Origin of the sequence: Methylomicrobium lacus, assembly GCF_041897535.1 — a bacterium.
GTDB lineage: Bacteria > Pseudomonadota > Gammaproteobacteria > Methylococcales > Methylomonadaceae > Methylomicrobium > Methylomicrobium lacus_A.
In genome coordinates this window covers 2,656,244-2,682,933 of record NZ_CP169217.1, presented here as the reverse complement: position 1 = coordinate 2,682,933, position 26,690 = coordinate 2,656,244, and the positions used below count along the sequence as shown (strand labels likewise).

General features: G+C 59.7%; 23 protein-coding genes and 1 other RNA gene. 12 read left to right on the top strand and 12 right to left on the bottom strand.

What is annotated here, in order from left to right:
* The first annotated feature begins 1 nt into the window (after position 1).
* Positions 2 to 1,348 (top strand): sigma-54-dependent transcriptional regulator, encoded by a 1,347-nt coding sequence (locus ACEPPP_RS11845; protein ID WP_374086940.1) that lies wholly within the window; start codon positions 2 to 4, stop codon positions 1,346 to 1,348.
* 142 nt (positions 1,349 to 1,490) lie between these two features.
* Here ACEPPP_RS11845 and ACEPPP_RS11840 read toward each other — a convergent pair whose 3' ends face one another.
* The 5 genes from ACEPPP_RS11840 to ACEPPP_RS11820 all read right to left on the bottom strand — a co-directional run bounded on the left by ACEPPP_RS11840 (position 1,491) and on the right by ACEPPP_RS11820 (position 6,411).
* Complete coding sequence (locus ACEPPP_RS11840; protein WP_374086938.1) at positions 1,491 to 1,976, bottom strand: hypothetical protein; 486 nt, start codon at positions 1,974 to 1,976, stop codon at positions 1,491 to 1,493.
* A gap of 147 nt (positions 1,977 to 2,123) precedes the next feature.
* Positions 2,124 to 3,344 carry a UbiH/UbiF/VisC/COQ6 family ubiquinone biosynthesis hydroxylase gene (locus ACEPPP_RS11835; protein ID WP_374086937.1) on the bottom strand — a complete coding sequence of 407 codons (1,221 nt, stop codon included), beginning with the start codon at positions 3,342 to 3,344 and terminating at the stop codon, positions 2,124 to 2,126.
* A gap of 5 nt (positions 3,345 to 3,349) precedes the next feature.
* Positions 3,350 to 4,561: a 2-octaprenyl-6-methoxyphenyl hydroxylase gene (ubiH, locus tag ACEPPP_RS11830; RefSeq protein WP_374086935.1), complete on the bottom strand. Its 1,212-nt coding sequence runs from the start codon at positions 4,559 to 4,561 to the stop codon at positions 3,350 to 3,352.
* Positions 4,561 to 5,871: a Xaa-Pro aminopeptidase gene (gene pepP, locus ACEPPP_RS11825; protein WP_374086934.1), complete on the bottom strand. Its 1,311-nt coding sequence runs from the start codon at positions 5,869 to 5,871 to the stop codon at positions 4,561 to 4,563. The genes ubiH and pepP overlap by 1 nt, the downstream gene beginning before the upstream one ends.
* 15 nt (positions 5,872 to 5,886) lie before the next feature.
* Positions 5,887 to 6,411, bottom strand: coding sequence for a UPF0149 family protein (locus ACEPPP_RS11820; RefSeq protein WP_374086932.1), 525 nt, complete (start codon positions 6,409 to 6,411; stop codon positions 5,887 to 5,889).
* A 285-nt stretch (positions 6,412 to 6,696) separates the two neighbouring features.
* Between ACEPPP_RS11820 and ACEPPP_RS11815 the strand changes: the two genes are divergently transcribed.
* The 3 genes from ACEPPP_RS11815 (at position 6,697) to ssrS (ending at position 7,421) form a co-directional block, all read left to right on the top strand.
* Positions 6,697 to 6,921 carry a TIGR02449 family protein gene (locus tag ACEPPP_RS11815; protein WP_374086930.1) on the top strand — a complete coding sequence of 75 codons (225 nt, stop codon included), beginning with the start codon at positions 6,697 to 6,699 and terminating at the stop codon, positions 6,919 to 6,921.
* Complete coding sequence (locus tag ACEPPP_RS11810; protein WP_374086928.1) at positions 6,918 to 7,220, top strand: cell division protein ZapA; 303 nt, start codon at positions 6,918 to 6,920, stop codon at positions 7,218 to 7,220. Before ACEPPP_RS11815 ends, ACEPPP_RS11810 begins: the two co-directional genes overlap by 4 nt.
* Before the next feature lie 21 nt (positions 7,221 to 7,241).
* A non-coding RNA gene (gene ssrS / locus ACEPPP_RS11805) (6S RNA) lies at positions 7,242 to 7,421 on the top strand.
* Between the two features lie 236 nt (positions 7,422 to 7,657).
* Here the strand turns inward: ssrS and ACEPPP_RS11800 are convergent.
* A complete protein-coding gene (locus ACEPPP_RS11800) occupies positions 7,658 to 8,086 on the bottom strand; it encodes a heme-binding protein (protein WP_374086927.1) in 429 nt (142 codons plus the stop codon).
* Positions 8,087 to 8,089: 3 nt separating this feature from the next.
* Positions 8,090 to 8,716, bottom strand: coding sequence for an arylesterase (locus ACEPPP_RS11795; protein ID WP_374086924.1), 627 nt, complete (start codon positions 8,714 to 8,716; stop codon positions 8,090 to 8,092).
* Between ACEPPP_RS11795 and ACEPPP_RS11790 the strand changes: the two genes are divergently transcribed.
* The 3 genes from ACEPPP_RS11790 (at position 8,715) to ACEPPP_RS11780 (ending at position 12,373) form a co-directional block, all read left to right on the top strand.
* Positions 8,715 to 9,413, top strand: a complete 699-nt coding sequence (locus tag ACEPPP_RS11790; protein ID WP_374086922.1) for an ABC transporter ATP-binding protein — start codon at positions 8,715 to 8,717, stop codon at positions 9,411 to 9,413. The genes ACEPPP_RS11795 and ACEPPP_RS11790 overlap by 2 nt on opposite strands.
* Complete coding sequence (locus ACEPPP_RS11785; RefSeq protein ID WP_374086921.1) at positions 9,401 to 11,884, top strand: ABC transporter permease; 2,484 nt, start codon at positions 9,401 to 9,403, stop codon at positions 11,882 to 11,884. Before ACEPPP_RS11790 ends, ACEPPP_RS11785 begins: the two co-directional genes overlap by 13 nt.
* A gap of 93 nt (positions 11,885 to 11,977) precedes the next feature.
* Positions 11,978 to 12,373 carry a glycine zipper family protein gene (locus tag ACEPPP_RS11780; RefSeq protein ID WP_374086919.1) on the top strand — a complete coding sequence of 132 codons (396 nt, stop codon included), beginning with the start codon at positions 11,978 to 11,980 and terminating at the stop codon, positions 12,371 to 12,373.
* Between the two features lie 54 nt (positions 12,374 to 12,427).
* Here the strand turns inward: ACEPPP_RS11780 and ACEPPP_RS11775 are convergent, their stop codons facing one another.
* Together ACEPPP_RS11775 and ACEPPP_RS11770 are read right to left on the bottom strand one after the other, a co-directional pair.
* Complete coding sequence (locus ACEPPP_RS11775; RefSeq protein ID WP_374086917.1) at positions 12,428 to 13,165, bottom strand: tRNA1(Val) (adenine(37)-N6)-methyltransferase; 738 nt, start codon at positions 13,163 to 13,165, stop codon at positions 12,428 to 12,430.
* Between the two features lie 144 nt (positions 13,166 to 13,309).
* A complete protein-coding gene (locus ACEPPP_RS11770; protein ID WP_374086915.1) occupies positions 13,310 to 17,422 on the bottom strand; it encodes a hypothetical protein in 4,113 nt (1,370 codons plus the stop codon).
* Positions 17,423 to 17,582: 160 nt separating this feature from the next.
* Here ACEPPP_RS11770 and ACEPPP_RS11765 point away from each other — a divergent pair, with 160 nt between their 5' ends.
* From ACEPPP_RS11765 to ACEPPP_RS11750, 4 genes are read left to right on the top strand one after another with little or no spacing between them, the layout of a single operon-like run.
* Positions 17,583 to 18,035, top strand: a complete 453-nt coding sequence (locus tag ACEPPP_RS11765; RefSeq protein ID WP_374086914.1) for a universal stress protein — start codon at positions 17,583 to 17,585, stop codon at positions 18,033 to 18,035.
* A gap of 10 nt (positions 18,036 to 18,045) precedes the next feature.
* The gene (locus tag ACEPPP_RS11760; protein WP_374086912.1) at positions 18,046 to 18,618 is read left to right on the top strand and encodes a hypothetical protein; all 573 of its coding nucleotides are present in this window, start codon (positions 18,046 to 18,048) and stop codon (positions 18,616 to 18,618) included.
* Between the two features lie 15 nt (positions 18,619 to 18,633).
* A complete protein-coding gene (gene yeiP / locus ACEPPP_RS11755; protein WP_374086910.1) occupies positions 18,634 to 19,200 on the top strand; it encodes an elongation factor P-like protein YeiP in 567 nt (188 codons plus the stop codon).
* Between the two features lie 13 nt (positions 19,201 to 19,213).
* Complete coding sequence (locus ACEPPP_RS11750) at positions 19,214 to 20,347, top strand: methyltransferase (protein WP_374086908.1); 1,134 nt, start codon at positions 19,214 to 19,216, stop codon at positions 20,345 to 20,347.
* Positions 20,348 to 20,451: 104 nt separating this feature from the next.
* Here ACEPPP_RS11750 and ACEPPP_RS11745 read toward each other — a convergent pair whose 3' ends face one another.
* The gene (locus ACEPPP_RS11745; protein WP_198408475.1) at positions 20,452 to 20,604 is read right to left on the bottom strand and encodes a hypothetical protein; all 153 of its coding nucleotides are present in this window, start codon (positions 20,602 to 20,604) and stop codon (positions 20,452 to 20,454) included.
* A gap of 253 nt (positions 20,605 to 20,857) precedes the next feature.
* Between ACEPPP_RS11745 and mfd the strand changes: the two genes are divergently transcribed.
* Positions 20,858 to 24,331, top strand: a complete 3,474-nt coding sequence (mfd, locus tag ACEPPP_RS11740; protein ID WP_374086906.1) for a transcription-repair coupling factor — start codon at positions 20,858 to 20,860, stop codon at positions 24,329 to 24,331.
* 15 nt (positions 24,332 to 24,346) lie between these two features.
* On the opposite strand, the gene ACEPPP_RS11735 is transcribed toward mfd, so the two are convergent.
* A complete protein-coding gene (locus ACEPPP_RS11735) occupies positions 24,347 to 25,072 on the bottom strand; it encodes a phosphoadenylyl-sulfate reductase (protein ID WP_374086904.1) in 726 nt (241 codons plus the stop codon).
* Positions 25,069 to 26,676 carry a glutamate--cysteine ligase gene (gshA, locus tag ACEPPP_RS11730; protein WP_374086901.1) on the bottom strand — a complete coding sequence of 536 codons (1,608 nt, stop codon included), beginning with the start codon at positions 26,674 to 26,676 and terminating at the stop codon, positions 25,069 to 25,071. Before gshA ends, ACEPPP_RS11735 begins: the two co-directional genes overlap by 4 nt.
* Between the last annotated feature and the right edge of the window lie 14 nt (positions 26,677 to 26,690).

The following is a 26,690-nucleotide window of genomic DNA, read 5'->3' as shown; positions in this document are numbered from 1 at the left end:
CATGAAAAATCCCTTTGCCTTGATCGTCGATGACGAGCCCGACATCATCGAATTACTCGAAATCACGCTCACCCGGATGGGTATCGAAACCCGCAGCGCGGGGACGCTCGGTCAAGCCAAAAAATTATTGCAGGAGCGCACCTTCGACCTGTGTCTGACCGATTTGAGATTGCCCGACGGCGACGGCCTCGAACTGGTCGAGCTGATACAGACCTCCAGGACGCCGTTTCCGATTGCGGTGATTACCGCGCACGGCAACATGGATACCGCGATCACCGCGATGAAAAAAGGCGCTTTCGATTTCGTCTCCAAGCCGGTCGATCTCTTGACGCTCAGGCAGCTGGTCGGCAACGCGCTCAAATTCGCCGAACAAGCGCCGCGCAAAGACAGGCGCACGCGCCATACCTTGCTCGGCGATTCGTTGGCAATGCGCGGGATCCGCTCCAAAATCACCAAGCTCGCGCGTAGCCAGGCGCCGGTCTATATTCACGGCGAATCCGGCGCCGGCAAGGAACTGGTCGCGCGCTTGATACATCAGCAGAGCACGCGCAGCGACAAGCCCTTCGTCGCGATCAACTGCGGCGCGATTCCGCACGAACTGATGGAAAGCGAATTTTTCGGCCATAAGAAAGGCAGCTTTACCGGCGCGATCGGCGACAAAAAAGGGCTGTTCCAGGCCGCGGACGGCGGCACGCTGTTTCTCGACGAAATCGCCGATCTGCCGGCCTCCTTGCAGGTCAAACTGCTCCGGGCGATTCAGGAGAAGAAGATCCGTCCGGTCGGGGAACAGCAGGAAATCCCGGTCGACGTGCGCCTCTTGAGCGCGACGCACCGGAATCTGGCCGAAATGGTGCAGAACGGCAGTTTCCGGCAAGACCTGTTTTACCGGATCAATGTAATCGATCTCGATGTGCCGCCACTGCGCGAACGCATCGACGACATACCCGTACTGGTCGATCATATCCTGAGTAAACTGAGCGGGCAGCCGGAGAGCAAGCCGGCCATTTCGCCTGCGGCAATCGCCGCGCTGCAACGCTACCGCTTTCCGGGCAATATCCGCGAACTTGAAAACATCCTCGAAAGGGCGCTGGCATTGTATGACGGCAAGTGCATCGAAGAGGACGACCTGAATCTGCCGGTCGGCATTCCGGTGCCGAACCCTGCGCCGGAACACGGCTACGACCCGTGTCAGGGCTCGCTCGAGGATTATTTGGAAGCGATCGAAAGAAAGGCGATTCTGCAAGCGCTCAAAGAAAACAAATGGAATAAGACGGCGGCTGCCAAACAGCTCGGATTGTCGTTCCGCTCGTTCCGGTATCGGCTGAAAAAGCTCGATTTGGATAATTGAGACGCGGATGGGGCGAGGATAGCGATCCGGTTATCGAAGACCGGATAAAGCTTGGGAGAGTGTTAGAAAGCTGGGTCTGCGGCCTCTCGGAATGGGCTTTAAACAGCCCATTCGTCACTGCCGCTTGCAAAAGACGATCAAATCAGGCTCGGTATTTGGGCAGGGCTTCGAGTTTGGCGACCGCATCCTTGATCTTGGCTTCGGTGTCGGCATCCAGTTCGTTGTTCTTGTAGACTTTATCCAGCAAGCCTTCGGCGACCAGCGCTTCCTTAATCCAGCGCTTGGCGAAACGGTAGTTGGTGAATGCGGCGGTCACCTCGCCGGTTTCCGGATTTTTCAGGCCGGACTTCGCGGCCGCTTCGGCGGGCTTGGGGGCGGCAGCAGCCGCTTGCTGTCTGGCCGCAGGTTTCGGCGCCGGCGCTGCAGCGGACTTAGCCGCAGCTTGCGGTTTCGCTGCGGGCGCGGCGGCCTGTTTGATCGCCGCTTGCGGCTGCGGCGAGACCGCAGGATCGGCAGCCGGCCTCGCCTCGCCGCCAGAGGGGTTTGCGCCGGCTTTTTTATCGTTGACTACCTGATAAACCACATAAGCCGCAAAAATAACAGTCAGAATAAACAAGCCTTCAGTCATGACGAAACCCCCTCTATTATTGAATCGATACGCCGGTCATCTTTATTATCGTTAAGAGCCTACGGTGTTCCGGCAAGCCGTTTTCCCATTTGCCGAATATACCAGAAGCGGGCCAATCTGGTAAACCTCCAGAGTCAAAATAATCCGCTACCAGCAGGGCTTGCCCTGCGCGAGAGTCGGCAAATCGTCACGCTGCCCCATCGCATAACGGTTGAAAATGTTCTTCAACAAGGCGGTCCGGTTGATCCAGCTCATGCCCGCCGAACGCAGGCCGGCCACTTCGCTGCTCTGGATGCCGAAGGCTTTGTTCAGCACATCCATGCTGCCCATCATGATCAGATTGTCGCCCTTGCGCCAGCGTTCGTAACGGCGGAGCAAGCCGCGCCCCGCCAGCGACCGTTGCTCGCGCCGGGTTTCCAAAACGATCTCGGCGATCGCGGCCGCGTCCAGAAGGCCCGCGTTCGCGCCCTGTCCGGCCAGAGGATGCATCACATGCGCCGCATCTCCGACCAGCGCGAGGTGCTCGCCGGTATAGCTGTTCGCGTATTGGAAGCGTAACGGAAACGCCGCGCGCGGGCCAACCCCGAGCATTTTTCCGAGCAGGCCGGCGGATGCCTCTTCCAGCGCTTGCAGAAAATCGGCATCCGATAATGCCAGATGCGCCTTCGCGGTCTCCGAGCGCAAGGTCCAGACGATCGAACACTGGCCGTTCGCGAGCGGCAGAAAGGCCAGCGGCCCTTCGTCCAGAAAGCGTTGCCAGGCCGTGGCCCGGTGGCTCAGTTCGGTGCTCACCGTCGCGACCAGTCCGTGCTGTCCGTAGTCCCAGCCGGTCACGCCGATGCCGGCCAGCTTGCGCAATGCCGAATCGTTGCCGTCGGCCGCGATCACCAGGTCGGCCGCGAAAACTCGGCCGTCATCGAGGCGGAGGCGGGCGCCTTCAGTGTCCGTCTCGATGCCGGCGACCTGGGCCGGCGTGATGCAATCGACGCTGTCGAGAGTGTCGAGCACGTCCCACAACGCGGCGACCGTGACCCGGTTTTCGACGATATGGCCGAGTTCGTTATATTCGGTGTCCGCGCAGTCGAAATGCAGCTCGCCGCCCGCGCGCGCATCGAAGACGCGCATTTCGCGGTAAGCGGATACGCCGCGCCGCGCCATGCCGGGCCAGGCGCCGAGTTGTTCCAGCATCAGGCGGGAAGCGCGGGTCAAGGCGGAGACGCGGATGTCGAGCGGCTCCTCTGGCCACTGCCGCAGAGGCTCGGCCTTGTCGAGCAGGGCCACGCGCACACCGCCATGCCCCAGCGCGCAGGCCACCGCCGCGCCGACCATGCCGCCGCCCACCACGATCACTTCGTAACGTTCGTGCATGCGCTTTACCTCCTGGCGCCGAGACGCGGCAGCCGGCCGGACAGCCCCATCGCATGCCGGGACAGTAATGATTTGGCGGCCGGAATCTGATCGAGCAGGCAGAGGCCGGCATTCCGGGCCGCCGCCAACGGCAGCCACTCGTTCGAAAAAATGTGGATCAGTTGATCGGTAAAACGGATCGTGCGTTCATGATCCTGGCGCCGCGACTCGGCATAGGCTTTCAATAGCACAGGATCGCCGATGTCGCCGCCTTGCGCGTGTTGCCCGAGCAGCGTTTCGGCCAGGGCAGTCACATCGCGAAGACCGAGGTTGAACCCTTGTCCCGCGACCGGATGCAGTTGATGCGCCGCATTGCCGATGATCACCGCACGCCCTTCGGCCATCCGTTCGGCGCGGATCAAGGTCAGCGGAAACGCTCGCCGCGGAGCGGCCAGGGTCAACTCGCCGAGCCGGTAACCGAAGCAGGCTTGCAGTTCGGCGATGAAGTCGGCCTCGTTCGCGGATAGCAGCGATTCGGCCTCTTCCTGGCTGCGCGTCCAGATCACCGCCGACTGCCGTTCGCCGACCGGCAACAGGGCCAGGGGACCCGAAGCGGTAAAACGCTCGTAGGCGGTGAAATGATTGGGGAGGGAGGATTTGACCGTGGTGACCAGCGCGGTCTGGCCGTAATCGCTGACCCGCTGGCCGATGTCGAGGAGCTTGCGCACCGAGGACAGGCCGCCGTCCGCGCCGACCAACAGCTCCGCGGATACGGTCTCGGGTTCGTCGCCGAGTTTCAGGCTGACGCCGATTTCATTACGGCCGGAATGGAGCCCCGCGACCCGCGCCGGGCAAAGCACCTCGATGTTCGCCGCTTCGACGCAATCACCGACATGGCCTTCGAGATCGCGCGCGGTGATCACATAGCCCAGGGCTTCGACGTTTTCCTGTTCGGCCGACAACCGGGTCTTGCCGAAATGGCCGCGATCGGAGACATGGATCGTCTTGATCGGCGTCGCGGCCTGTTTGATGCCTTGCCAGGCGCCCAGGGCATCGAGCATCGTGACGGTGCCGGCGGCCAAGGCCAACGCGCGGTCGCCGACGGCGGATGCCTGTTGCTGCGTGCGCGTGTTCGCCTCGATGATCGCAAGCCGGAGGCCCGCATCCTTCAACGCCAGCGCCAGGCAATTACCGGCCAGCCCGCCGCCGGCGATCAGCAAATCATAATCCTGCTGCATCAGGCGGCCTGCATCAACGCTTCGATCTCGGCGATCGCTTTCGGCACCGCGGAGGTCAGGCATTCGTAACCGTTGGCGGTGACCAGGATGTCGTCTTCGATACGGATGCCGATGCCGCGCCATTTTTCCTCGACCTTGTCGTAATCGGCGGGAATGTAGAGTCCCGGTTCGACGGTCAGCACCATGCCGGGCTCCAGCAAACGCCATTCCTGATCGACCTTGTAGTCGCCGACATCGTGCACATCCATGCCGAGCCAGTGACCGATCCGGTGCATGAAAAAAGGCTTGTACTTTTCGTCCTTGATCAGTTTTTTGATCTTGCCTTTCAGGATACCGAGGTCGACCAGGCCCTGGGTGATCGTTTCGACTGCCGCGTCGTGCGCCGCATTCCAGGGCAGGCCCGGCTTGATCTGTTCGAGCGCGGAAGCCTGCGCATCGAGCACCAGTTGATAAAGCTGTTTCTGCGGCTCCGAAAAACGGCCCGATACCGGAAAGGTGCGGGTGATGTCGGCCGCGTAATGATCGCATTCGGCGCCCGCGTCGATCAGCAGCAAATCGCCGCTTTTCAGCGCATCCTTGTTTTCGGTGTAGTGCAGCACGCAGGCGTTCTTGCCGCCGGCGACGATGCTCGGATAGGCGACGTGGCGCAAACCGCCCTGATAAAACTGGTAGAGCAACTCGGCCTCGATCTGGTACTCGTACAGGCCCGGCTTGCAGACCTGCATCGCCCGCGCATGCGCCTGTGCGGACACCTCGGCCGCGCGCCGCATCAGTTTCAGTTCGGCCGGGCTCTTGAACAGACGCATCTCGTGCAGGATGTGTTCGAGCGTGACCAATTCGCCCGGTGCCGAAACGCCGCGTCTGGACTGGCCGCGCAGGTGATTGATCCATTCCAGGAGGCTATGGTCGAGCTCGGGATCGCGGCCCATCGGATAAAACACCTTGCCCTTGTTTTCGAGCATGCCGGGCAGGATCTCGTCGAGATCGTCGATCGGAAACGAATCGTCGGCCTCGTAATGCTTGACCGCGCCTTCGAGCCCCGCATGCGCGCCTTCCCAGAGCGCCTTGGTTTCGTCGTATTCACGGCAGAACAGGATGTATTCGCCCTGCTCGCGGCCGGGGATGAACACCGCCAGCGCCTCCGGCTCATTGAAGCCGGTCAGATAATAAAAATCGCTGTCCTGCCGGTACGGGTAATGCACGTCGCGGTTGCGCACGCGTTCGGCCGCGCTGCCGATCAGCGCGATATTGCCCTTGCCGACGCGCTGCATCAATTGCTTGCGCCTTTTTTTAAATTCGCTTTGTTTCATGCCTGATTTTGCCGTTTAATGAATCCTGGCGCGCCCTTTCGAGCCGAATTCGGCGCGCAACAATAAGACCGCGGTGCGTAAATATTCGCTGACTTCCATGAACGCGACTTCGTCTTCCTCGCCCGCCGCGTCCGGGTCCAGCTTGGTGAATTCGGCGATGTCCCTGAGGATTTCCTTGGCCTGGTCGGATTGTTCGCCGGCCTGATACAAGGCGCCGAAGCCGAACAGGAAGCCCTGGCACCACTCGCTCAAGGCGATGATCTGCTCGGAGAGCGACACGTCGTCCTCGTCGGGCAGGAACGGTTCGAAGTCATAGTCGTCGCTTTCGAGCGACGCCTGGGTTTCCTCAAACAAGCTGACGAGCAGCCGCGCTTGGTCGCCGCCGATCTGCGCCTCCTCGCCAGACAATTGCTTGATCCAGGCGCTGCTTGGCGTTTGGCCGTTCACGCACAACATGCCGGTCGCCAGACCGTGCGCCTCGGCGGCCGAGTTGACCCCGTCGTTGTGTCTGAAGAAACTGTCGATATGCTGATAGCTCATGATTTGTCTAAACTCATTGAATGCCTTTATGCTACCACCGAAAAGCCGCTGATGCCGACAAATACGCGGCCCCTAACATTTTTTGCCAGTTTCAGGATCTGCCGGAAATGCCCGGTTTTCGAAGCGCGCACCTGTTACCGATACCAGGCCAAACTGTGTATAATGTAGGGCACTCGCGGCAACTGATTGATGTTTGATGTGCGTCATTTTAGCAGAAAGCATTTTGCGTTGATGCATGGCAGGTAAAACATCTTTTTACAATCATAACGCCAAGTTCAGACGACGATGAATACAAACACCAATCAACCACTCGAATTGAAAGAGCTCGAAGAAAAGCTGGACTTGCTGATCGAACAATACAATGCGCTCAAAAACGAGAATCATTCCTTGAAGATCAAACAGGAAGCCTTGGTTAAAGAAAAAGCCAAACTGATCGAAAAAACCACGCAGGCCAGAATCCGCGTCGAAGCGATGATTTCCCGCCTGAAAGCCATGGAACACGGCTCATGAATATGGTCAAGAAGGAAGCGGTTCTTCTGAACATCATGGGCAAGGAATATAAGATCGCCTGTGACCCGGAGGAGCGCCAGAACCTGATCGACTCGGCCCAGCTCTTGGACAAACAAATGCGGCTGATCCGCGACTCGGGAAAGGTCAACGGCCCGGACCGGATCGCGGTGATGGCCGCGTTGAACCTGGTGCACGAGCTGTCTTCGCTGAAAAATCAGAATGTTAGCCTGCCTTCCGACCTCGGCGAGTCACTGGCCGGCATGGTCCAAAAAATAGAAAACGTTTTGGAAAATCGATAAACGCGCTACAATAGAATTCTGTATCTCCTGCAGCGTTCGAAATGCATTGGGTGTTTCCTGAACCTATATTTACCCCGGGGGCGAACATCCGGCAATGGTGAGCATGCCCGTACTTTTCGGGAAGCCTGATTTACCGATCCAGCCTCCACTTGAACCATCGGTTCAAGGACGAAAATGCATTACGGCGCAGGCGGGAGATGCATTACCTTTATCGCGATTCAAGCTCGGCAGCATGTAGGCCTCGCGCTCCGCAGATTTCGAGCATTTCCGGGTTGCCGTCAACGTTCCGGCTTCATCCCTTGGCAACGACTATTTCACGACCGCCGCGCCATCAATTGGCTTGTCGACCGGTTTTTTTTCGGCCGCGCCAAGACCGGCGCCGACCGCACCCTCCGTCAGACGGCGCCGCTTTACTTCAGAGTTCATTCCGCAAGGCCTTACACCCCGGCCACAAACCCTGCCGCTTCGATTCCCGCGATCGCGCAACGCTCGTCCTGATCGGAGACATCGCCGCTGATGCCGACCGCTCCGACCAAGCGATTGTCTTTGTCGCGGATCAGCACGCCGCCCGGTACCGGCATCACCTTGCCGTGCGACAGCGTGATCAACGAATTCATGAAATCCGGCCGCTGCACCGCGACGCCGGCCAGGCTTCGCGAGGAGACGCCCATGCTGACCGCGCCCCAGGCTTTCGCGGTCGCAATTTCCTGCCGAATCATGCTGGCGCCGTCTTCGCGCTGCAGTGCTTTCAAGTGCCCGGCGGAGTCAAGCACCACCACGGTCAACGGCGCCATTTTCAATTCTCTGGCCTTCGCTATCGCAGTCTGTATAATCAGGTTGGCTTTTTCCAACGTCAGTATGTGCATCCTTCAATCTCTTTTTTTTGATGATGGGGTTAGTAAAGGCAATAAGTGCCGCCAAATCTTGTCCGCAATCAGCGGTTGCGCTTTCGCATTCGGGTGCAGGCCGTCCGGCTGCATCAACTCCCTGACCAGAGCGATGTCGTCAAGGATGAACGGAATTGCCGGCACCGCCATTTCCCGGGATAATTCATGGTACACATTATAAATCATATCGATATAGCGTTTACCGTAATTCGGCGGAATGGTCATGCTGAGCAATAGCACCTTGGCGCCGTGGGCCTCACTGCGGCGGATCATTTCTGCCAGATTGTGCTTCAGCTCGGCCGGGGACAGCCCGCGCAGGCCGTCATTCGCGCCGAGTTCGATGATCACGACGGCGGGCTTTTGCGCGTTCAGGATGCGGTCGATGCGGGCGAGGCCGCCGGCGCTGGTTTCGCCGCTGATGCTTTCATTCCGGACCTCGGCCTTGCTGCCGGCCGCTCGCAACTTTGCCGCCAGCACGTGCACCCAGCCCTGCTCGACGTCGATGCCGTAGGCGGCGCTGATGCTGTCGCCCAGCACCACGACCGTCTCGGCCCGCACACCGACTGAAAACGATACCGCACAAAGCAACACACATAATCTTAAGAACATGAATAACCCGCGCAACGAATCCATAACGGACATTATCGTAACAGAAAATCTGAGTAAATCGGTGACGACTTCGGAGGGCGTTTTGCACATCCTGTCGGCAATCGATCTGCGCATCAAGACAGGCGAAAGCGTTGCGATCACCGGCGAGTCCGGCTCCGGCAAATCGACCCTGATCGGTCTTCTGGCCGGTCTCGACACGCCCAGTTCGGGCTCGATCCGGCTGGCCGGCCGTTCGCTGACAAAACTGGACGAAGACGGCCGCGCCCTCTTGCGTAACGAATTGATCGGCTTCATGTTTCAGTCGTTTCAACTGCTACCCGGCTTGACCGCGCTCGAAAACGTGATGCTGCCGCTCGAACTGAAAGGCGATGACTCTGCCGAGACCGAGGCGCGCGAATGGCTCGGCCGGGTCGGTCTGGCCGGACGCTTGACCCATACGCCGAAGCAGCTTTCCGGCGGCGAGCAGCAGCGCGTGGCGCTGGCACGGGCATTTGCGACGCGCCCGAAGATACTGTTCGCGGACGAACCGACGGGCAACCTCGATAGCCAGACCGGAGCAACCGTGATCGATCTGCTGTTCGAACTGAACCGGGAAAACCGCACCACGCTGCTATTGGTGACTCACGATGCGGCGCTGGCCGAGCGCTGCGAACGCACGGTCAAACTCGCTGCCGGGAGACAAACATGCACCGAATGAGACTCGCCCTGCGCCTGCTCGGGCGCGAGAGCCGCGCCGGTGAACTGACGCTGCTGACGCTGGCGCTGCTGATCGCGGTGACCGGCCTGACCGCGGCGTCGCTGTTCGCGGACCGTCTGCAACGCGCGATGACCATGCAAACCGCCGAATTTCTGGCGGCCGACCTGGTCATCGAAAGCGCCGAGCCGATTCCTGCCGACTGGCTGGCCAAGGCCCGGCAACTGGGGCTGAAGGACGCGCAGAAGATTGAATTTTCGAGCATGCTGATCGAAAACAATGAATTGCTGTTGGCCAGCGTGAAGGCGGTCAGCGCCGCCTATCCGTTGCGTGGCCAGCTGAAAATCACCGACGCCAAACATCCCGCCGAAACGGCCGTCGGACACGGCCCGGAAAGCGGTGAAGCGTGGGTCGAGCGGCGCATCCTGTCGGCGTTGAAACTGAATTTCGGCGATCCCTTGACGGTCGGCGAGAAAAAACTCAGGATCACCCAGATTCTGACCTATGAGCCGGATCAGCAGGGCGGTTTTTACAGTTTTTCGCCCAGGGTGCTGATCAACGCGAACGACCTCGAAGCGACCCGGGTGATCCAACCCGGCAGCCATGTGCACCGTTTTTTTCAATTCAGCGGCAATGAAGACGCCTTGACGGCCTTCCGAAGCTTCGTGAAACCGCAATTGAATCCGTCGCAGCGCCTCCTGGACATTCATGAAGACCGGCCCGAACTCGGCTCGGCGTTGACGCGCGCGGAACAGTTTCTGGGCCTGTCCAGCATCATCGTGGTGATCATCGCCGGTGTCGCGATCGCGATGGCGGCGCGGCGCTACAGCGAACGCCATTTCGATGCCTCCGCCCTGCTGCGTTGCCTCGGCTGCACGCAGCGGGAAATTCTGCGGCTCTATTGCCTGCAATTCGTGATCCTCGGCCTGATCGTCGGCGCCCTGGGCTGCAGCTTCGGCTGGCTGCTGCAGGAAGGCTTGTTCCTGCTGCTGCGCGCGCTGCTGCCGGCGCAACTGCCGCCGCCCGGCATCATGGCGATCGCATTCGGCGTCTGCGCCGGCCTGACGATTTTGTTCGGCTTCGCGCTGCCGCCTATCCTGCGCCTGAAGCAGGTGCCGCCGCTGAGGGTACTGCGCCACGAACTGGAACCGCTGCCAAGCAGCGCCTGGCTGGTTTACGGGTTGGCGCTGGCGCTCATCTGCGTCCTGGTCTGGCGCTACACCGGCGATGCCAAAATGACCGCGATCGTCACCGGCGTCACGCTCGGCGCTTTGCTGCTGCTCGCCTTGCTGATCTTCGGCTTGCTGGCCGCGATTCGGAAACTACAGCCCCGCATGCCCTTGAGCTGGCGTTTCGGCTGGCAGGGCATCCTGCGCCAGCCGCGCGCGAGCATCGGCCAGATCCTCGCGTTCGGCGTCACCTTGGCGGCGATTTTGTTGAGTTTGATCATTCGGAATGAATTGGTCGACACCTGGCGTGAGCAACTGCCGGAAAAGGCGCCGAATCATTTTGCGCTGAATATTTTTCCGGATCAGCTGGCGCATTTTAAACAGTCCTTGCAGGACAAAGGCATCGAGAGCAGCCCGTTTTATCCGATCGTCAGGGGCAGACTGACGCATATCAACCGGACGCCGGTACAGCAGATCGTCACCAAGGGTTCGCAGGGCGACAACGCCACGCACCGTGAGTTGAACCTGACCTGGAGCCATGAGGTGCCGGCAGAAAACCTGATCGAGGCCGGTTCCTGGTGGAAGCACGCCGAGCCGGGTTTGGTGTCGGTTGAACAGAAGCTCGCGGACAGCCTGAAAATCAAGGTGGGAGACCGCCTGACCTTCAGCAGCGGCGGCCAGGAGTTCGTGGCGACGGTCGCCAATCTCAGGGCGCTGCGCTGGGAATCGATGAAGCCGAATTTTTACATGATTTTCTCGCCCGGCACGCTCGAAGCCTACCCACACACGCTGATGACCAGTTTTTATCTGGATGAGGCGAATAAAAACGCGTTGAACACGCTGGCGAAAGAATTTCCGGGCATGTCGATCCTCGAAGTCGACCGGATTCTGCGGCAATTGCAGACCGTGTTCAGGCAATTGACTCAGGCCGTCAATTATCTGTTTTATCTGGCCTTGCTGGCCGCATTGACGGTCTTGTTCGCGGCGGTGTACAGTTCGCTTGATCAACGCATCCATGAAAGCGCGCTGCTCCGGACCTTCGGCGCCTCGCGCACATTCCTCAGGAAAATTCAAGTCATTGAATTTTTTTGCCTCGGCGCCATCTCAGGGTTGACCGGCGTATTGATCGCGGAATTGCTCAGTTATGCCCTTTACCGGCAGGTCATGCACATCCCGTTTCATCCGCATCTGGAATTATGGCTGGCGGCCCCCTTGCTGTGCGCGGCTGCCGTCGTCTTGTCGGGTCTCTGGGGGCTGCGGCGGGTGATCAACAAACCGCCGCTTCGGGTATTGAGAGAGTTATAATTTTATCGGCTTAGAAGCAAGCCCATTCATCCGTTATTCATCAAAGATCAGCTACACTTTTCATCACATAGCGACAACACAGAAGGTTTACACATGAAAAAATCAGCTTTAAGCATGGCCATCATCGGCAGCGCCTTGCTCACCGGTTGTTACAGTTATGGCGGCTGGAAGCCGACCGTCGACTCTTACAACGACCCGAATGCTTATCGGATCAATCAGGACATGGCGGAATGCGAGCAACTCGCCAAACAGGCCTCCGGCGGCACGGCCAAGGAAACCGCGATCGGCGCAGGCACGGGCGCATTGATCGGCGCGGCGGGCGGCGCGGTGGTCGGCGCCTTCACCGGCAATCCAGGCGCGGGCGCGGCAATCGGTGCGGCGGCCGGCGGTTTCGGCGGCGGTGCCAAACAAGGCTACGAGGCCGAACACGATTACAAGCGCGCCTACGCGACCTGCATGCGCAACCGCGGACACCGCGTCGTCAACTAAAAGCGATGGTTTTGGGCAAGCACAAGGACGTGTTTGTTCAGCGCCTTCGCCCTTTCAGTTACAACTCTCCGCGCTTTCCCGCACCGCAAAGCGCAACAAAAATTCCTCCAGATAGGCCCGGCTGTCTGCCGAATAAACGCCCGGCTCGTCATAAATCGTCAGCGTTTCAAATTCCGGCTGACCTATCTGCGCACGGCCGAATGTCAAGGCGATCACCTTCACCGCGCTACGCGCATAGCCCCGCAAAGCGGTTTGACGCCGCAAATGAAAACCTGACTGCATGGCAAGACGGTTAAACGAGTCCACCGCCTGGGCGGGCAGCAAGACATAAAACAATCCTTCCTGAGCGAGCAAGCGATTCGCGATGCTGGCGAGTTCGGCATGCTTCAGATGACCGTCATGCCGGGCGGCGTTGCGCATCGGCTCCGCAGCATTAAAATGCTTTTCGAAAAACGGCGGGTTGCTGACGATCAGGTCGTAGCGGCCTGTTTCATCGCTCGCGAATTCCTGGATGCTCCGTCGAACGGCCCGCAACCGATCCGGCCAGGGACTGCGGGCAAAATTTTCCGCCGCCTCCCGGCAGGCGCCCTCCATCAATTCGACGCCGGTGACGCTGCCGGCGCCGAGCTGCGCCGCGATCAGCGACAGCAGGCCGGTCCCTGCGCCGATGTCGAGCACGTCATCCTTCGGCTCGACCGGCATCATCGCGCCGAACAGCAGGCTGTCGGTGCAGACTTTCATCGCTGCCTGCCGCTGGGATACCGAAAACTGCTGAAAACGAAAAATCGTCATTACTTATTCCTGATACAGATCAAACACGGCAGCTTGTATTTTGTAATACGTTTTTGTACCAAACTTCCCTATCCATTTTTCGTGCCTTTCGGGTTTTTCGTGGATATTAACGTGCGTAACGCCAGTGGTTTAATGTTTTTCCCGTTATTTGTGGACTTCCGCTTCGGTTTGCTCGGCTTTCTCGTCTTTTTTAGGCGGAGGCTTTTTCCATAAGCCATGGCTCGAAAAACATCCCCAGCCCCACTTCAGCCAATTCAGCAGCGACACGGCCAGCCACAAGGACCAGGCCAGCATCAGCAGACGGTAAACCTTCAGCGGCACCGAAATGACGGTCGCTTTGGGCAACAGCGCGGCGCTTCTGTCCTGGTACCAGTTCAGCGAATACGGCGAGGACTGGTTGCCGGTGATCAACATGTCCGGCCTGTTCAGCAGGCCGTGCGAGACCGCGTAGAACAAGACGGCCAGCGACAACAGGGTCAGGCCACCGAGCAAGACTTGCAGGCCGTTGAAATAACGGATGTCGGCGGCAGACTTGCCGCCGCGCCAGCCGAGCAGCATCAGCCATGCGATCACGATCAGCGCGGTCTCGATAGGGATCTGACTCAGCCCTGTCAGCAACAAAAACCATTGCCAATGCTTCAGCGGCGTCAACGGTATTTTGCCGAGCCCCCATGACAGCAGCACGATCACGATCAACACGCCCCAAAACAACACCGCCGGCCCCATTTTCGGGCCGTGCACCCATAACACCCAGCGGTCTTCGCCGAGGCCGATGTTCAGGCTCGCATTCACGCTGGCCGCGCCCAAATCGACCGCGGGGGTCGTGACCTTGCCGCTGACCGGCTGCGGCTCCAGCCAATGCAGCGCGACATTTTGCAGCCCCGGCTTGATCGGCAGCGCCAGCTTGCGTCCTTCCTGCCGCAAGGGCTGCGGCTGGCCGTCGATCGCGACCGTTTGCAATTCCGCTCCCTCCGGCAGGACCAGCATATGCTGGCCGCCCTGCGAACTGCGGATGCTCAGCGAGAGTTCCGCATCGCGGGTGCGCTTGCCGGGCGTGATCGCCAACCGGCTTTTGTCGATCGTCAGCGTCTGACCCTCGACTGCCTCCGGGCGCGAGATCGCCAACGTGACTTTTTCGCCGGGCCAGGGCCGCCATTCGGGCAGCCAGCGCTGTTCGTGGTTCAGATACATCATCGCGATGCCGGAGGTTTCGATGTGCCAGATCGGGCTCACGTCGGCCTTGAAAATCTCTATCCATTGCTCGGTCTTGGCGGCAGCCAGCTCGATTTTGTCCTTTTTTTCGAGCGTCGACGACCATGCCATCACCGTTTGCCCGGCCGCCATGTTCGCCTCCGCCTTGCCGTCGCGGACGCGGACGCCGGGCGTGGTGACCGCCTCGCCCGGCAACAACGGCACCGCCAGCAGCACCGGCGAGTTCGGCTCGGAAACCCGGACGATCCGGGTCGAGGCGTGCCAGTCCAGGCCAAGTTGCAGCGTGCGCTCGATCTGCACGAACGCTGGCAGCACGCCCGGCGTCAAAGCCGCCGCCTGCGCCTTGTCCTCGGCCTTCTGCACGCGCTCGAATTGCAGCTGTTCGCCCGGAATGCCGTTTTCCTGGATGCCGATCACCTCCCAGCCGCTGCCGCCTGCGCCGACCCGATGCGGCTTCAACGGCAACGGCACGGTGAATTTGGCGACCTGCGGCAGCACGCCCCGCATTACGACTTGATGCCGGCCTTGGCCAAGATGCAGCCAGAGGCTGTTGCCGGTGCGGAACAAGCCCGGCGCCGGGGCGCCGTCGACGCTCACCTGATTCGGAAACCACTGCTCGGAATCGGCCGGCAGCGGCACCGCGACGTCCTGCTGGGCATGAATTTCGAGCGTGATCACCAGGTCCTTGTCGCCAAGGTTCGCCTGCATCGTCGCGATTTCGGCGCAGGCCGGCAGGCAGTCGGGGGCTTCGAGCAGGCGGGCTTTCAATTGCTCGAGCATCGCCTGGCTCGGAAAATCCGCATAAACCTTTTGCGCCGGCAGCGACAGCATCGGCATCAAGAGGCACCAGACAAGCAGCGCAGGCGAGGCCTTGAAGCGGAAAGTCAGGTTTTCGGCGACGCCGAACATCAACAGCGCCAGCGCCGCGATCAGGCCGGCGCGCAGGAAATTCAGCACCAGCGTCAATCCGGGCGACAGATACCAAAGCCGCAAGGGCTGTCCCGGGTCGACCGAGCCGTTCCAGCTCAACAGCACCTTATGCCATTGCCAATCGGGAAGGCCAGGGCCTGTCTGAATCTTCGCATTCGGATCGAGGCGTTCGAAACCGGCGGCCTTGTCTTCGAGATAACCCATGCTTTCGGCGACACTGCCCGCCATATCGGCCATTTTTTTCGACCGGGACAGCATCCGTCCGGGCGCCATTTCCGCCTTCATTTCAGTCGATTCAGATGCCGGGGCCGGCATTTGCGCGGCGACAGGATAAGACGACGGCGCGATGATGTTCTGCCAGGGCCGTTCCAGTTGCGGATAGAGCCCGATGCGCACCTGATCGATCATGAACGGCACCGCGATCAGCACCAAGCCGAGCCAAGCAGCGCGCCGGTACCAATTCATGAAACTCAGAAAGCGCCCTTCCGGCAGCACCCGGATCAGCGCAGTGGCGGCCAGAATGTGCAGCCAGATGTAATGCGGCGCGCCGGCTTCGTGCCAGATCAGCGCCAGGGTGACCAGGGCGAACAGCCCCCAAAGCCGCGTCCACAGCTTGTAGGTTGCGTACGACGAGATCAGCACCAAAAAGAAATCGAGCAGGGTCCAGCGCGCGATCCAACTGTCCGGCACGTTATCGACGCCGGTCGCCGCGAACAGGCGCCAGCCCGGCGGCAGATTCAGCTCGGCGCTGACCTGCTGAAAACTTTGCTCCCAGCCCACCGCGCTCAATTCGCCGATAGCGCCGGTAAAACGGCTGTCGGCCTCCAGCGCGATCCTGCCGCGCCGGACCTCGACGCCTTCCTTGCCGGAGCCTTGAAGGCGCGTGACCAGTTGATTGGCTCCGTCGAGCGTGACCTTGCCGAGCTTGATCTCGGGCAGGGCGTTCAGCCGCCAGCCGCGCGTCATTTTGCCGGTGATCCTGTCGTTGACCGTGTAGCCCTCGCCGTCGAAATCGAGCCACAGTTTGCGCGTCAGATTCAGCTGGCTCGGTTCGGGCTCCGGGTCACCGCGCCGGATCACCTTGAAGCGCATCGCCTGACCGGAGGCGACCTGATAGGCGGGCCAGCCTTTCCAGTCGTCCGGCAGATTGGTCAGGTTCGCATCGACCGCGCCGGTCTCTTCGACCTCGACGACCCTGAGCGCCGGGCGCGCCTCGAAGACCCAGATTTCGGAGGCCGGCCAGGCGACTTCCTGTTTGTCCGCGGCGGGCGCGGGGGTTAAGGGCAGCGCATCGACCGCCCCGCGGCTTCTGCCGGTGATGTCGATTTGCCAGCGGCCGGGACGCAACTGGATCAACAAGCGGCCGTCATCTTCCAGGCGTGCTGGCAGCGAACTGGAGAGCCGCAACGGAATGAAACCCTCGGGCGACGGCACGGCCAGTTTCAATTCGCGCTGTTCGCCGGACACGTCCAGCACCAGCCGGGTGATCATCTGCAGCGGCACCTCGTCGACGATCCGGCGAAACACTTGCAGCGCGACCTTGTTTTCGACGCCTTCCGGTTTGCCCGGACGCAGTTCCGCGGCCTTGATCCAGAGCTGGCCGTCCTTGAACACCGGCGCCGACACCGGGCTGCCGTTCACGCTCAGGCCGAGCAGCCCGGTGTCGGCCGGCACGCTCAGCGTTTCCGGGATGCGGTCCCATAAAAATTCACCCTTGACCTGATAAGCCTTCGCCTCCGCGCCAGGGCTCAATTTGAGCGCCGGCCAGCCGTTCCTGTTGATCACCTGCGCCGGACTGTCGTTCAGTGTCACCGCCTGCGGCCAGTGTTTCTCGTCGCCGGGCAGCGTCAGCCACGTGTCCTGAAACGCCGAAACACGCAGCGAAAACGCGCCGCGTTGAGCGTTTAGATCCAACGTCAACTCGCTCGGCCAGCCGCAATGCTTTTCGTCGAAGCTGTTGTACACGAAAGGGCAGCCGTGTTCGGGATTGTCGTGCAAGGCCCAGTCTATCCAGGGCTTCAGCGGTTCGGGCGTGCGCTCCGGCGTCAAGGGCAGCGCATGGGCCGATGAAAAACCAAGAAATGCGATGAAGCACAGCCAGACGAAACGGTTCATGAGGGTTCCCCAATGGAGTGATCTTGTGATGCTATCTTACTTGGAAGTCTGCAAAATTTCTAACGCGCACGCTTGGACGCCGGAAAAACGATCGTTTCCTCAATATTCGCGATTAATTTGCTAAAATACTCGGTTCATACTTTCAATCAACGACGCCACCATGACGGCCTATCGCCACATTCTTTTGACCGCTGATTTTTCGGAAGCCGGCGAAACGGTCGCCGCTCGCGCGAGGTCTCTCGCCCGCGCCTTTCAGGCGAGATTGAGCCTCCTGCATGTGCTCGACGACATTCCGATGCCGGACACTCCTTACGGCGCCCGCATTCCGGTCGATGCGCCCTCCGAATACGATCTCCTGGAAGCCGAGCGCGCCAAACTCTTGGCGTTGGGCGCCGACCTCGGCGTCGATCCATCCGATCTCTGGCTGATTTGGGGCGTGCCGCAAGACGAAATCGTGGGCCTCGCCGAAACCATTGCGGCCGATTTGATCGTGGTCGGAACGCACGAGCGGCACGGCCTGGCCTTGCTGCTGGGCTCGACCGCGAACGGCGTGCTGCATCATACGCCCTGCGATTTGTTAGCCATTCGAATTCCCACTATCAACGACATTTAGGTTAGACACCATGAAAAAAAATACCTTCGCCATCATTTTGACCATAAGCAGTCTCTGGTACGCCTCATGGAGCTCCGCGGCGGCTGAAACGCCCGAGCAGCTTTGCGAAAAATATTTCACGGCCATCAAACAACAAGGCGCCACGGCGTCCGTCGATTTTATTCACCCTGACGAACTGTTACGCTTCAAGCAAATGCTCTTGCCGATCTTCGAGGCGGGTGAAGAGAAGGCCAAAGCCGAGGTCATTCAAGCTCTATACGGCAAAAATGCCACCAGCGCATCGGTCAAGATCATGCCGCCTGCCGACTTCATGCGCGGCTTCATGAAAATTTCTGAGGCGCAGGCAAAAAGCATGAATATTTCTTTCGGAGACATCAAAATTCTCGGCTCGGTCAAGGAGGGCGATGTCGTCCATCTGGTCACCCGGCATAGTGCGGGGACCCAAGATTTCAGCATGACGGAGTTGGAGGTCGTGAGCCTCAAGCCGTATCAAGACAGCTGGAGGGTTTTGCTCTCCGGAAAACTTGAAGGCATGGGCCAAGCCATTAAAGCCCAGATACTTAGAGCAAGAAGCCAAAAATGACCCAGGAGACTGTACGTGGCTAAGGCGAGTGAGTTAAAAAAAGGCATGGTCGTCGAGATCAACGGCGCCCCGCATGTGGTCAAACAGGTCGAGGTTCGCAACCCGTCGTCGCGCGGCGCTTCGACCCTGTACAAGGTCCGCTTCAACAACCTGAAGACCGGGCAAAAGCTCGACGAGACGCTGAAAGGCGACGATGCTTTCAAGGACGCCGACTGCGTGCGCGCGAAAGTGCAGTTTTCGTATCAGGACGGCGACAATTTCATCTTCATGAACCAGGAAGACTACAGCCAATACAGCCTGAACAGCGACGATCTGGAAGGCAAGGTCGAATATTTGACCGACGGGCTGGAAGGCATCGTGGCGCTGCTGGTCGATGACGAGCTGATCGGCATCGAGCTGCCGTCGTCGGTCGTGTTTACAATCGTCGAGACGCCGCCCGCGATCAAGGGCGCGACCGCGTCGAGCCGGACCAAGACCGCGAAACTGCATACCGGTCTCGAAGTGCAGGTGCCCGAATACATCGAAACCGGCGAGTCGGTCAAGGTGAATACCGAAACCGGAAAATTCATGTCGCGCGCTTGAGACTAGACTCCTCATGCAGTTGATTGCCCCCCAGGGCGCTTTCGATCTGATCCGTCTGCCGCTGCGCCGCAACGAGCTGTTGCAGCCTTTCGACGCGGCAGACGAGTATCTGTTGACCCATCTTGCCGAGCAGGGTTTGCCGCAGCCGGATAGCCGGGTTTTGATCATGAACGACAGCTTCGGGACGCTCGCGCTTGCCTTGAGCGACCATCGCCCCGATGCGGTGTCTGACTCCTTCCTGTCGCGGCAGGCGACCCAAATCAATCTGGAGCGAAACGGCAAAACCCAGGACGCCATCCGCCTCCTGCACAGCCTCGAAACGCTGCCGGAGGCTTACGATCTGGTGCTGATCAAGGTCCCGAAGACGCTCGGCCTCTTGGAGCACCAGCTGATCAGCCTGCGCGGCCATTTACGGCCGGACGCGCAAATCATCCTGGCCGGCATGGTCAAGATGCTGCCGGCCTCGGTCTGGCAGACGGTCGAGCGCCTGCTCGGCCCGACCACGACCGCTTTGGCCCGCAAAAAAGCCAAACTGATCTTCGCGCAGGCGATAGCACTCGAAAACCCGCCGCCCAGTCCGTATCCGGTACGCTACCGGCTCGAAAACACCGATTTCTGGATCGTCAATCACGCGAATGTATTCTCGCGGGACAGCCTGGACATCGGCACGCGCTTCTTCCTCGAACACCTGCCTTCAGGACTTGGCCCGTGCGAAATCGTCGATCTCGGCTGCGGCAACGGCGTGGTCGGCTTGATCGCGGCTCAAAAGAATCCCGAAGCCACTGTGCATTTCGTCGACGAATCGTACATGGCGGTCGCCTCGGCCAAGGAAAATTTCGCAGCCGCATTCGGCAATGATCGCAAAGCGACGTTTCAGGTGGGTGACGGCTTGAAGGCATTCGAGTCCGAATCGGCCGATCTGATCCTGTGCAATCCGCCTTTTCATCAGCAATATCTGCAAGGCGACCAGATTGCGCTCAGCCTATTCAAGGATGCCAGGCGGGTACTGCGTCGGGACGGCGAATTCTGGGTAATCGGCAACCGGCATCTTCACTATCATCAGACGCTGGAACGGTTGTTTGGAGGGTGTGCGGTGGTCGCGGCAAATCCGAAGTTCGTGATTCACAAGACCCGGAAAAAACGCTAAAAGGAAAAAGATCGGGACGAGATGGAACTTAGCGGGGGAAGGCCCGCGTCGAAGCTGAAGCTGCGACGCGGGTTGGAGTGGAAGGGTTAAACATGGAACATCCCTTAACCGTGGGTTCTGCGGCTCAGGAACATGTTCGTGTAGATCGCGGCGGTGGCGAAAAAGATATTCGAAAAGATGAATTCGCCCGAGATGAAGCCGGCAAGCCCGGTGATGAACATCAGGCCGATGATGATGTCGCGTTTAGCATAAGACATGGTATTGACTCCTAAGATGTAGTTGATAATAAATGAAAATTTTCACAACTACAGTATAGGGTCGCTATCGGGCGTTTACAATATTGAAACTGGTTAATTAATAGTTTCTTGTTTATTAACAATAGCTGCCGCCATCCTTACAATGCCGGCACCCGTTCGAGCGATCCGCCCCGGCATCCCCGCGGTCAAAGTGTTAAACTATCGCCATCTTTTAATCCGCGATTCGCGTAGCAAACATCCCTGATAACCCAGCATGGCCGAAGATAACGCCTTGATTTTTTCACCGCAGGTTCCCGAATCCAAAGATGCCGTATTGCGCTGGAACGGCCTGCACGGCTGCGCCGATGCGCTGGCGCTGGCTTCGGCGATCAACGCGCAAAATCGCCTGTTTCTGGTCGTAACCGCCGACAATCACACCGCATTGCGGCTCGAACACGAACTGGCGTTTTTCCTGCACGGCACCGGGATTCCGATTCTGCATTTTCCGGACTGGGAAACCCTGCCTTACGACGTGTTTTCGCCGCTGCCGGAGATCATCTCCGAGCGCCTGAAGACGCTCGCCCTCCTGCCTCAGGTCAAGCGCGGCGCACTGATCGTCTCGGTCGCCACGCTGATGCACCGGCTCGCGCCGAGGGAGCACGTGCTCGCACACAGTTTTGCGTTGAGTGTCGGCGAGACATTCAATCTGGAGTTGAATCGGGCAAAGCTCGAAAGCGTCGGCTACCAGTGCGTCTCGCAGGTGTATCAGCATGCCGAATTCGCGGTGCGCGGCTCAATCGTCGATCTGTTTCCGATGGGTAGCAAGACCCCCTACCGGATCGAACTGTTCGACGACGAGATCGAGTCGATCCGCACCTTCGATCCGGAGACCCAGCGATCGATGGACAAGATCGACCGGATCGAACTGTTTCCGGCGCGCGAATTTCCGTTTACCGACGCGGCGATCAAACATTTCCGCCAGGCTTTCCGCGACCTTTTCCCGGACGCCTCGACCAAAAACACCTTGTATAACGATGTCAGCAAGGGCCTGGCGCCCGGCGGCGTCGAATATTATCTGCCCTTGTTCGTCGAACGCACGGCCACTTTGTTCGACTACCTGCCCGCCGGCACGGTCTTCGTCTTGCCGTCGGCGCTGGATGCGCAGGCCGACGCCTTTGCCGCGGAAGCCGGCGAACGCTACGAACAGCGGCGTTTCAATGTCGATCGGCCGTTATTGAAGCCGGAATTGCTGTTCCTGAGCACGGCCGAGCTGAAGCACAGGGCTTCCGCGTTCGCCCAGATCGAACTGCAAAACGGCGCGGGGGAACCTGCGAACCAGGCCGGCAGCCAGATCGCTTTCGACTGCGCGCCGCTGCCCGAATTGACGATCGATGCGAAGCTGAAAGAACCCGCCCAGCGCCTGCGCCAGTTCATCGAAGGCTTCGACGGCAAGATCCTGTTCGTCGCCGAATCGGCCGGCCGCCGGGAAGGCCTGATCGACAGGTTAAAAACCTTCAAGATCCGGCTGAAAGCGGTCGAAGGCTGGCGCGAGTTCGTCGAGGTAGTGGACAACCTCTGCATCACGGTCGCGCCGATGGATCAGGGCCTGTGGCTGGAACGGCAGAAGCTCGCGGTGATCGCCGAAAGTCTGCTGTCCGGCGAAAAGGCCCAGCAGCGGCGCAGAAGGCGAACGGCGGCGGCCAAGGAACTCGAAAAGATCGTCAACAACCTGAATGAATTGACGATCGGCTCGCCGGTCGTGCATCAGGAGCACGGCGTCGGCCGTTATCTCGGGCTGCAGACCCTGGATATAGGCGGCATTCCGGCCGAGTTTCTGGCGCTCGAATACGCGCACAACGACAAGCTGTACGTGCCGGTCTCGTCCTTGCACCTGATCGGCCGCTACACCGGCGTCAGCCCGGAAACCGCGCCGCTGCACAAGCTCGGCGGCGATCAATGGAGCAAGGCGAAGAAGAAGGCGATCGAGAAAATCCGCGACGTTGCGGCGGAACTCCTGGAGATTTATGCGAAGCGCGCGGCCAAGAAAGGCCACGAGTTTCATGTCGCAGACAAAGACTATCAGGCCTTCGCGGACGCGTTTCCGTTCGAGGAAACGCCGGACCAGCAGACCGCGATCGAGGCGATCCTGGAAGACATGCTCAGCCCGCAGCCGATGGACCGGGTCATCTGCGGCGATGTCGGCTTCGGCAAGACCGAGGTCGCGATGCGCGCGGCCTATATCGCGGTGCAGGACGGCAAGCAGGTCGCGGTGTTGGTGCCGACCACCCTGCTCGCGCAGCAGCATTATCAGAACTTCCGCGACCGCTTCGCGGACTGGCCGGTGCGCGTCGAGGTGATGTCGCGCTTCGTGACGCCGAAACAGCAGAAGGAAATCGGCGACGCGCTCGCGGAAGGCCACGTCGACATCATCATCGGCACCCACAAACTGTTGTCGAAGGAACTCAAATACAAGGCACTCGGCCTGGTCATCATCGACGAGGAACACCGTTTCGGCGTGCATCAGAAAGAGCATTTCAAGAAGCTGCGCAACGAACTGGACCTGCTGACCTTGACCGCGACGCCGATCCCACGGACACTGAACATGGCGATGTCGGGCCTCAGGGACATTTCGATCATCGCGAGCCCGCCGCCGAACCGCCACGCGATCAAGACCTTCATCAGCGAGTGGGTCGATGCCTTGGTACAGGAGGCGTGCCTGCGCGAAATCAAGCGCGGCGGGCAGATTTTCTTCCTGCACAACGACATCAAATCGATGGAAAAAATGGCCGGCGAGCTGCATAAACTGGTGCCCGACGCGCGGATCGAGATCGCGCACGGCCAGATGCCGGAGCGCGACCTCGAACGCATCATGCTCGACTTTTATCACCAGCGCTTCAATTTGCTGCTCAGCACCACGATCATCGAGAGCGGCATCGACATTCCGAGCGCGAATACGATCCTGATCAACCGCGCCGACAAACTCGGCCTCGCGCAACTGCACCAACTGCGCGGGCGCGTCGGCCGTTCGCATCATCGGGCCTACGCCTATTTCATCGTGCCGCCGAAAACCCTGATGACCAATGACGCGCAGAAGCGGCTCGAAGCGATCGAAGCCTCCGGCGACCTCGGCGCAGGCTTCATGCTGTCCTCGCACGACCTCGAAATCCGCGGCGCGGGCGAATTGCTCGGCGACGAACAGAGCGGCCAGATTCAGGAAATCGGCTATACCCTCTACACCGAGCTGCTCGACCGCGCGGTCAATGCCTTGAAATCGGGCAAGCAGCCGGAACTGGAGCTGCCGGCCGAGATGGGCCCGGAAGTCGATCTGCAATCGCCGGCGCTGATCCCGGAAGACTACCTGCCGGACATCCACGCGCGCCTGGTGCTGTACAAACGCATCGCCAGCGCCGAATCGCCCGAGGAGTTGCGCGACCTGCAAGTCGAAATGATCGACCGCTTCGGCCTCCTGCCCGAACCGGTCAAAACGCTGTTCAGCGTGACCGAATTGAAACAGGGCGCGCAAAAACTGGGGCTCAAAAAGATCGAAGCGAATGCAGCCGGCGGGCGTCTGGTCTTTACCAAGGAGCCGAAAATCAACACCGAGCAGTTGATTACGTTGATTCAGACCCAGGCGCAGGTCTATAAATTCGACGGCGCGGACAAGCTCCGCTTCATCCAAAAATTTGACACGACCGAGCAGAAGCTGGAGTTCATAACCGCGTTATTGGCGCGGCTGGCGCTTGAGTGACAGCCTTGACCGGCTTCATTCCGCTTTCACATTCCCCGCATGCAGCCCGCATTCCTTCTTCGCCGCATCTTCCCACCACCAACGTCCGGCGCGTTCGTGCTGGTTGGGCAGCACCGGCCGGGTGCACGGCTCGCAGCCGATGCTGATGTAGCCGCGCTGGTGCAGTTCGTTATAAGGCACACCGTAGGCCTCGATATAATCCCAGACCTGGGCGGAAGTCCAGTTTAACAACGGATTGAACTTGATCAAGGGATGATCCGGCGTCGAAAAGGCGGTATCGAGCTGCACTTCCGGAATGTCCTGCCGGGTGTCGAGGCTCTGGTCCTTGCGCTGGCCGGTGATCCAGGCGTCGAGGTGCGCGAGTTTGCGCTTGAGCGGCTCGACCTTACGGATGCCGCAGCATTCGTGATGGCCGTCTTCGTAGAAACTGAACAGGCCCTTGGCCTTGACCAGCTTGTCCAGTTGTTCCCGGTCCGGCGTCAGCACGTCGATCGCGATGCCGTAATGTTTTCTGACTTTTTCGATGAAGCGGTAGGTCTCGGGGTGCAGGCGGCCGGTATCGAGCGAAAATACCTGAATGTCCTTGCGGATCTTGACCGCCATGTCGATCAGCACCACGTCTTCCGCGCCGCTGAACGAGATCGCAATGTTGTCGAACGACTCCAGCGCTTTTTTCAGGATCACGCGCGGGTTCTTGTTCTGTAATTCGGTTTGCAGAGTCTCAATAGCGAAAGCGGTCATGTTGGCGGGTTGATATCATCACATTGGGCAAAATAGCTTGCCAAAAAATCATCGAAAGACAGTTGGTCCTGGTTTTCGATCTCGGTTTGTTTGATCAGCGATTGTTCGGCAAGTTCTGTAAACTCAAGGTTGCGGACATCGGCGAGCCGGTGGTTTTTAAAATACTGCGCATGGTCTTGCGACGCCTGTAACGCAAAACAGGCGAACGGCTGCGCGCTGCCGGACATCGCCGCGAGCATCCTGGCCGACGGGGTCAAGTCCGGATTTTGCACGACTTGGCGCTGTTCCGCCAGGGCCGCGCTGTACGGTTTGTCGGCCAGGCCTTCGTCGAGAACCGCGCAGACCGGCTGCATCGTGTCGAGGATTTCGTTCGCCCAATCCTGCAACGCGATCGTCTTGCCGTCTTTGTTCAGTTCGAGGCCTGGCTTTCTGCCGTTATTCGCCACCGCCAGTTGATTCGCGTTATAGATCGCATAATCCTCGGGCGTGTTCGGCGGACTGTCGTGCAACAAACAGTTCAGCAGCAAGGCTTCGATGAAGCGGCCCCGGCTCACGTCGATGCCGGCCGGTTTGAACACGTCGAGGTCGAGCGAGCGCATTTCGATGTAGCGCAGGCCCCGCCGCTTCAGCGCCAGCGTCGGTTTTTCGCCGGACTTCGCGATTTGCTTCGGGCGCATCGTACTGTAAAACTCGTTCTCGATCTGCAGGATGTTGCTGTTCAGCTGCCGGTATTCGCCGTCCACCTTCACGCCGATCTTTTCATATTCGGGATAAGGCGTCGTGATCGCATGGTGCAGGCTCGCGATATAGGCGGGCAGCGAATTGTAATCGATGTTCAGAGCCGCCTGGTTTTTGCTTTTATAGCCGATGTCGCTCATTCTGAGCGAGGTCGCATAAGGATGATAAAGCGTGCCCTGATCGAAGCTTTCGAACTGGTCCATCAGGGCAGGCCGGCTCTTGAAAAAGCTCTTGCAGATGGCCGGCGAGGCGCCGAACAGGTACAGAATGATCCAGCCGATGCGCTGGAAGTTGCGGATCAAGCCGAAATAGCCATCGGCGGTGAAGGCTTCGACGCCCGCCTCGCCGTTTTCGAGTTCGCACAGCACCGGCCATAACGCGGTCGGCACCGAATAGTTGAAATGGATGCCGGCGATCGACTGCATCGTGCGCCCGTAGCGATGCCACAGGCCGCGCCGGTAGATGTGTTTCATCCGGCCGATGTTCGAGATGCCGTAGGTCGCGATCGGGATGCTTTCGTCGCCGTCGATGCCGCAGGGCATGCTCGCGCCGAGCAGCATTTCATCGCCGAGATGAGCGTAAACGAACCGATGCAGGTCGGAAAGATAAGCGATCGTATCCTCGATCTCCGCAAACGGCGGCGTGATCAGTTCGATCAAGGCTTCCGAATAGTCGGTCGTGATGTAGGGATGCGTCAGCGCGGAACCCAGGACTCTAGGATGCGCGGTCTGCGCGATCATGCCGTCCTTGCCGATGCGCAGACTTTCTTTCTCGATGCCTTTCAGTCCGCCGCGGAGCAGATGTTGTCGGCCGTTGTTCAAAAGCCGCTCCAGTCGCGGCGAAAGCATCGTATCGGAATGAGTCATGGAAAGGTTGTCGG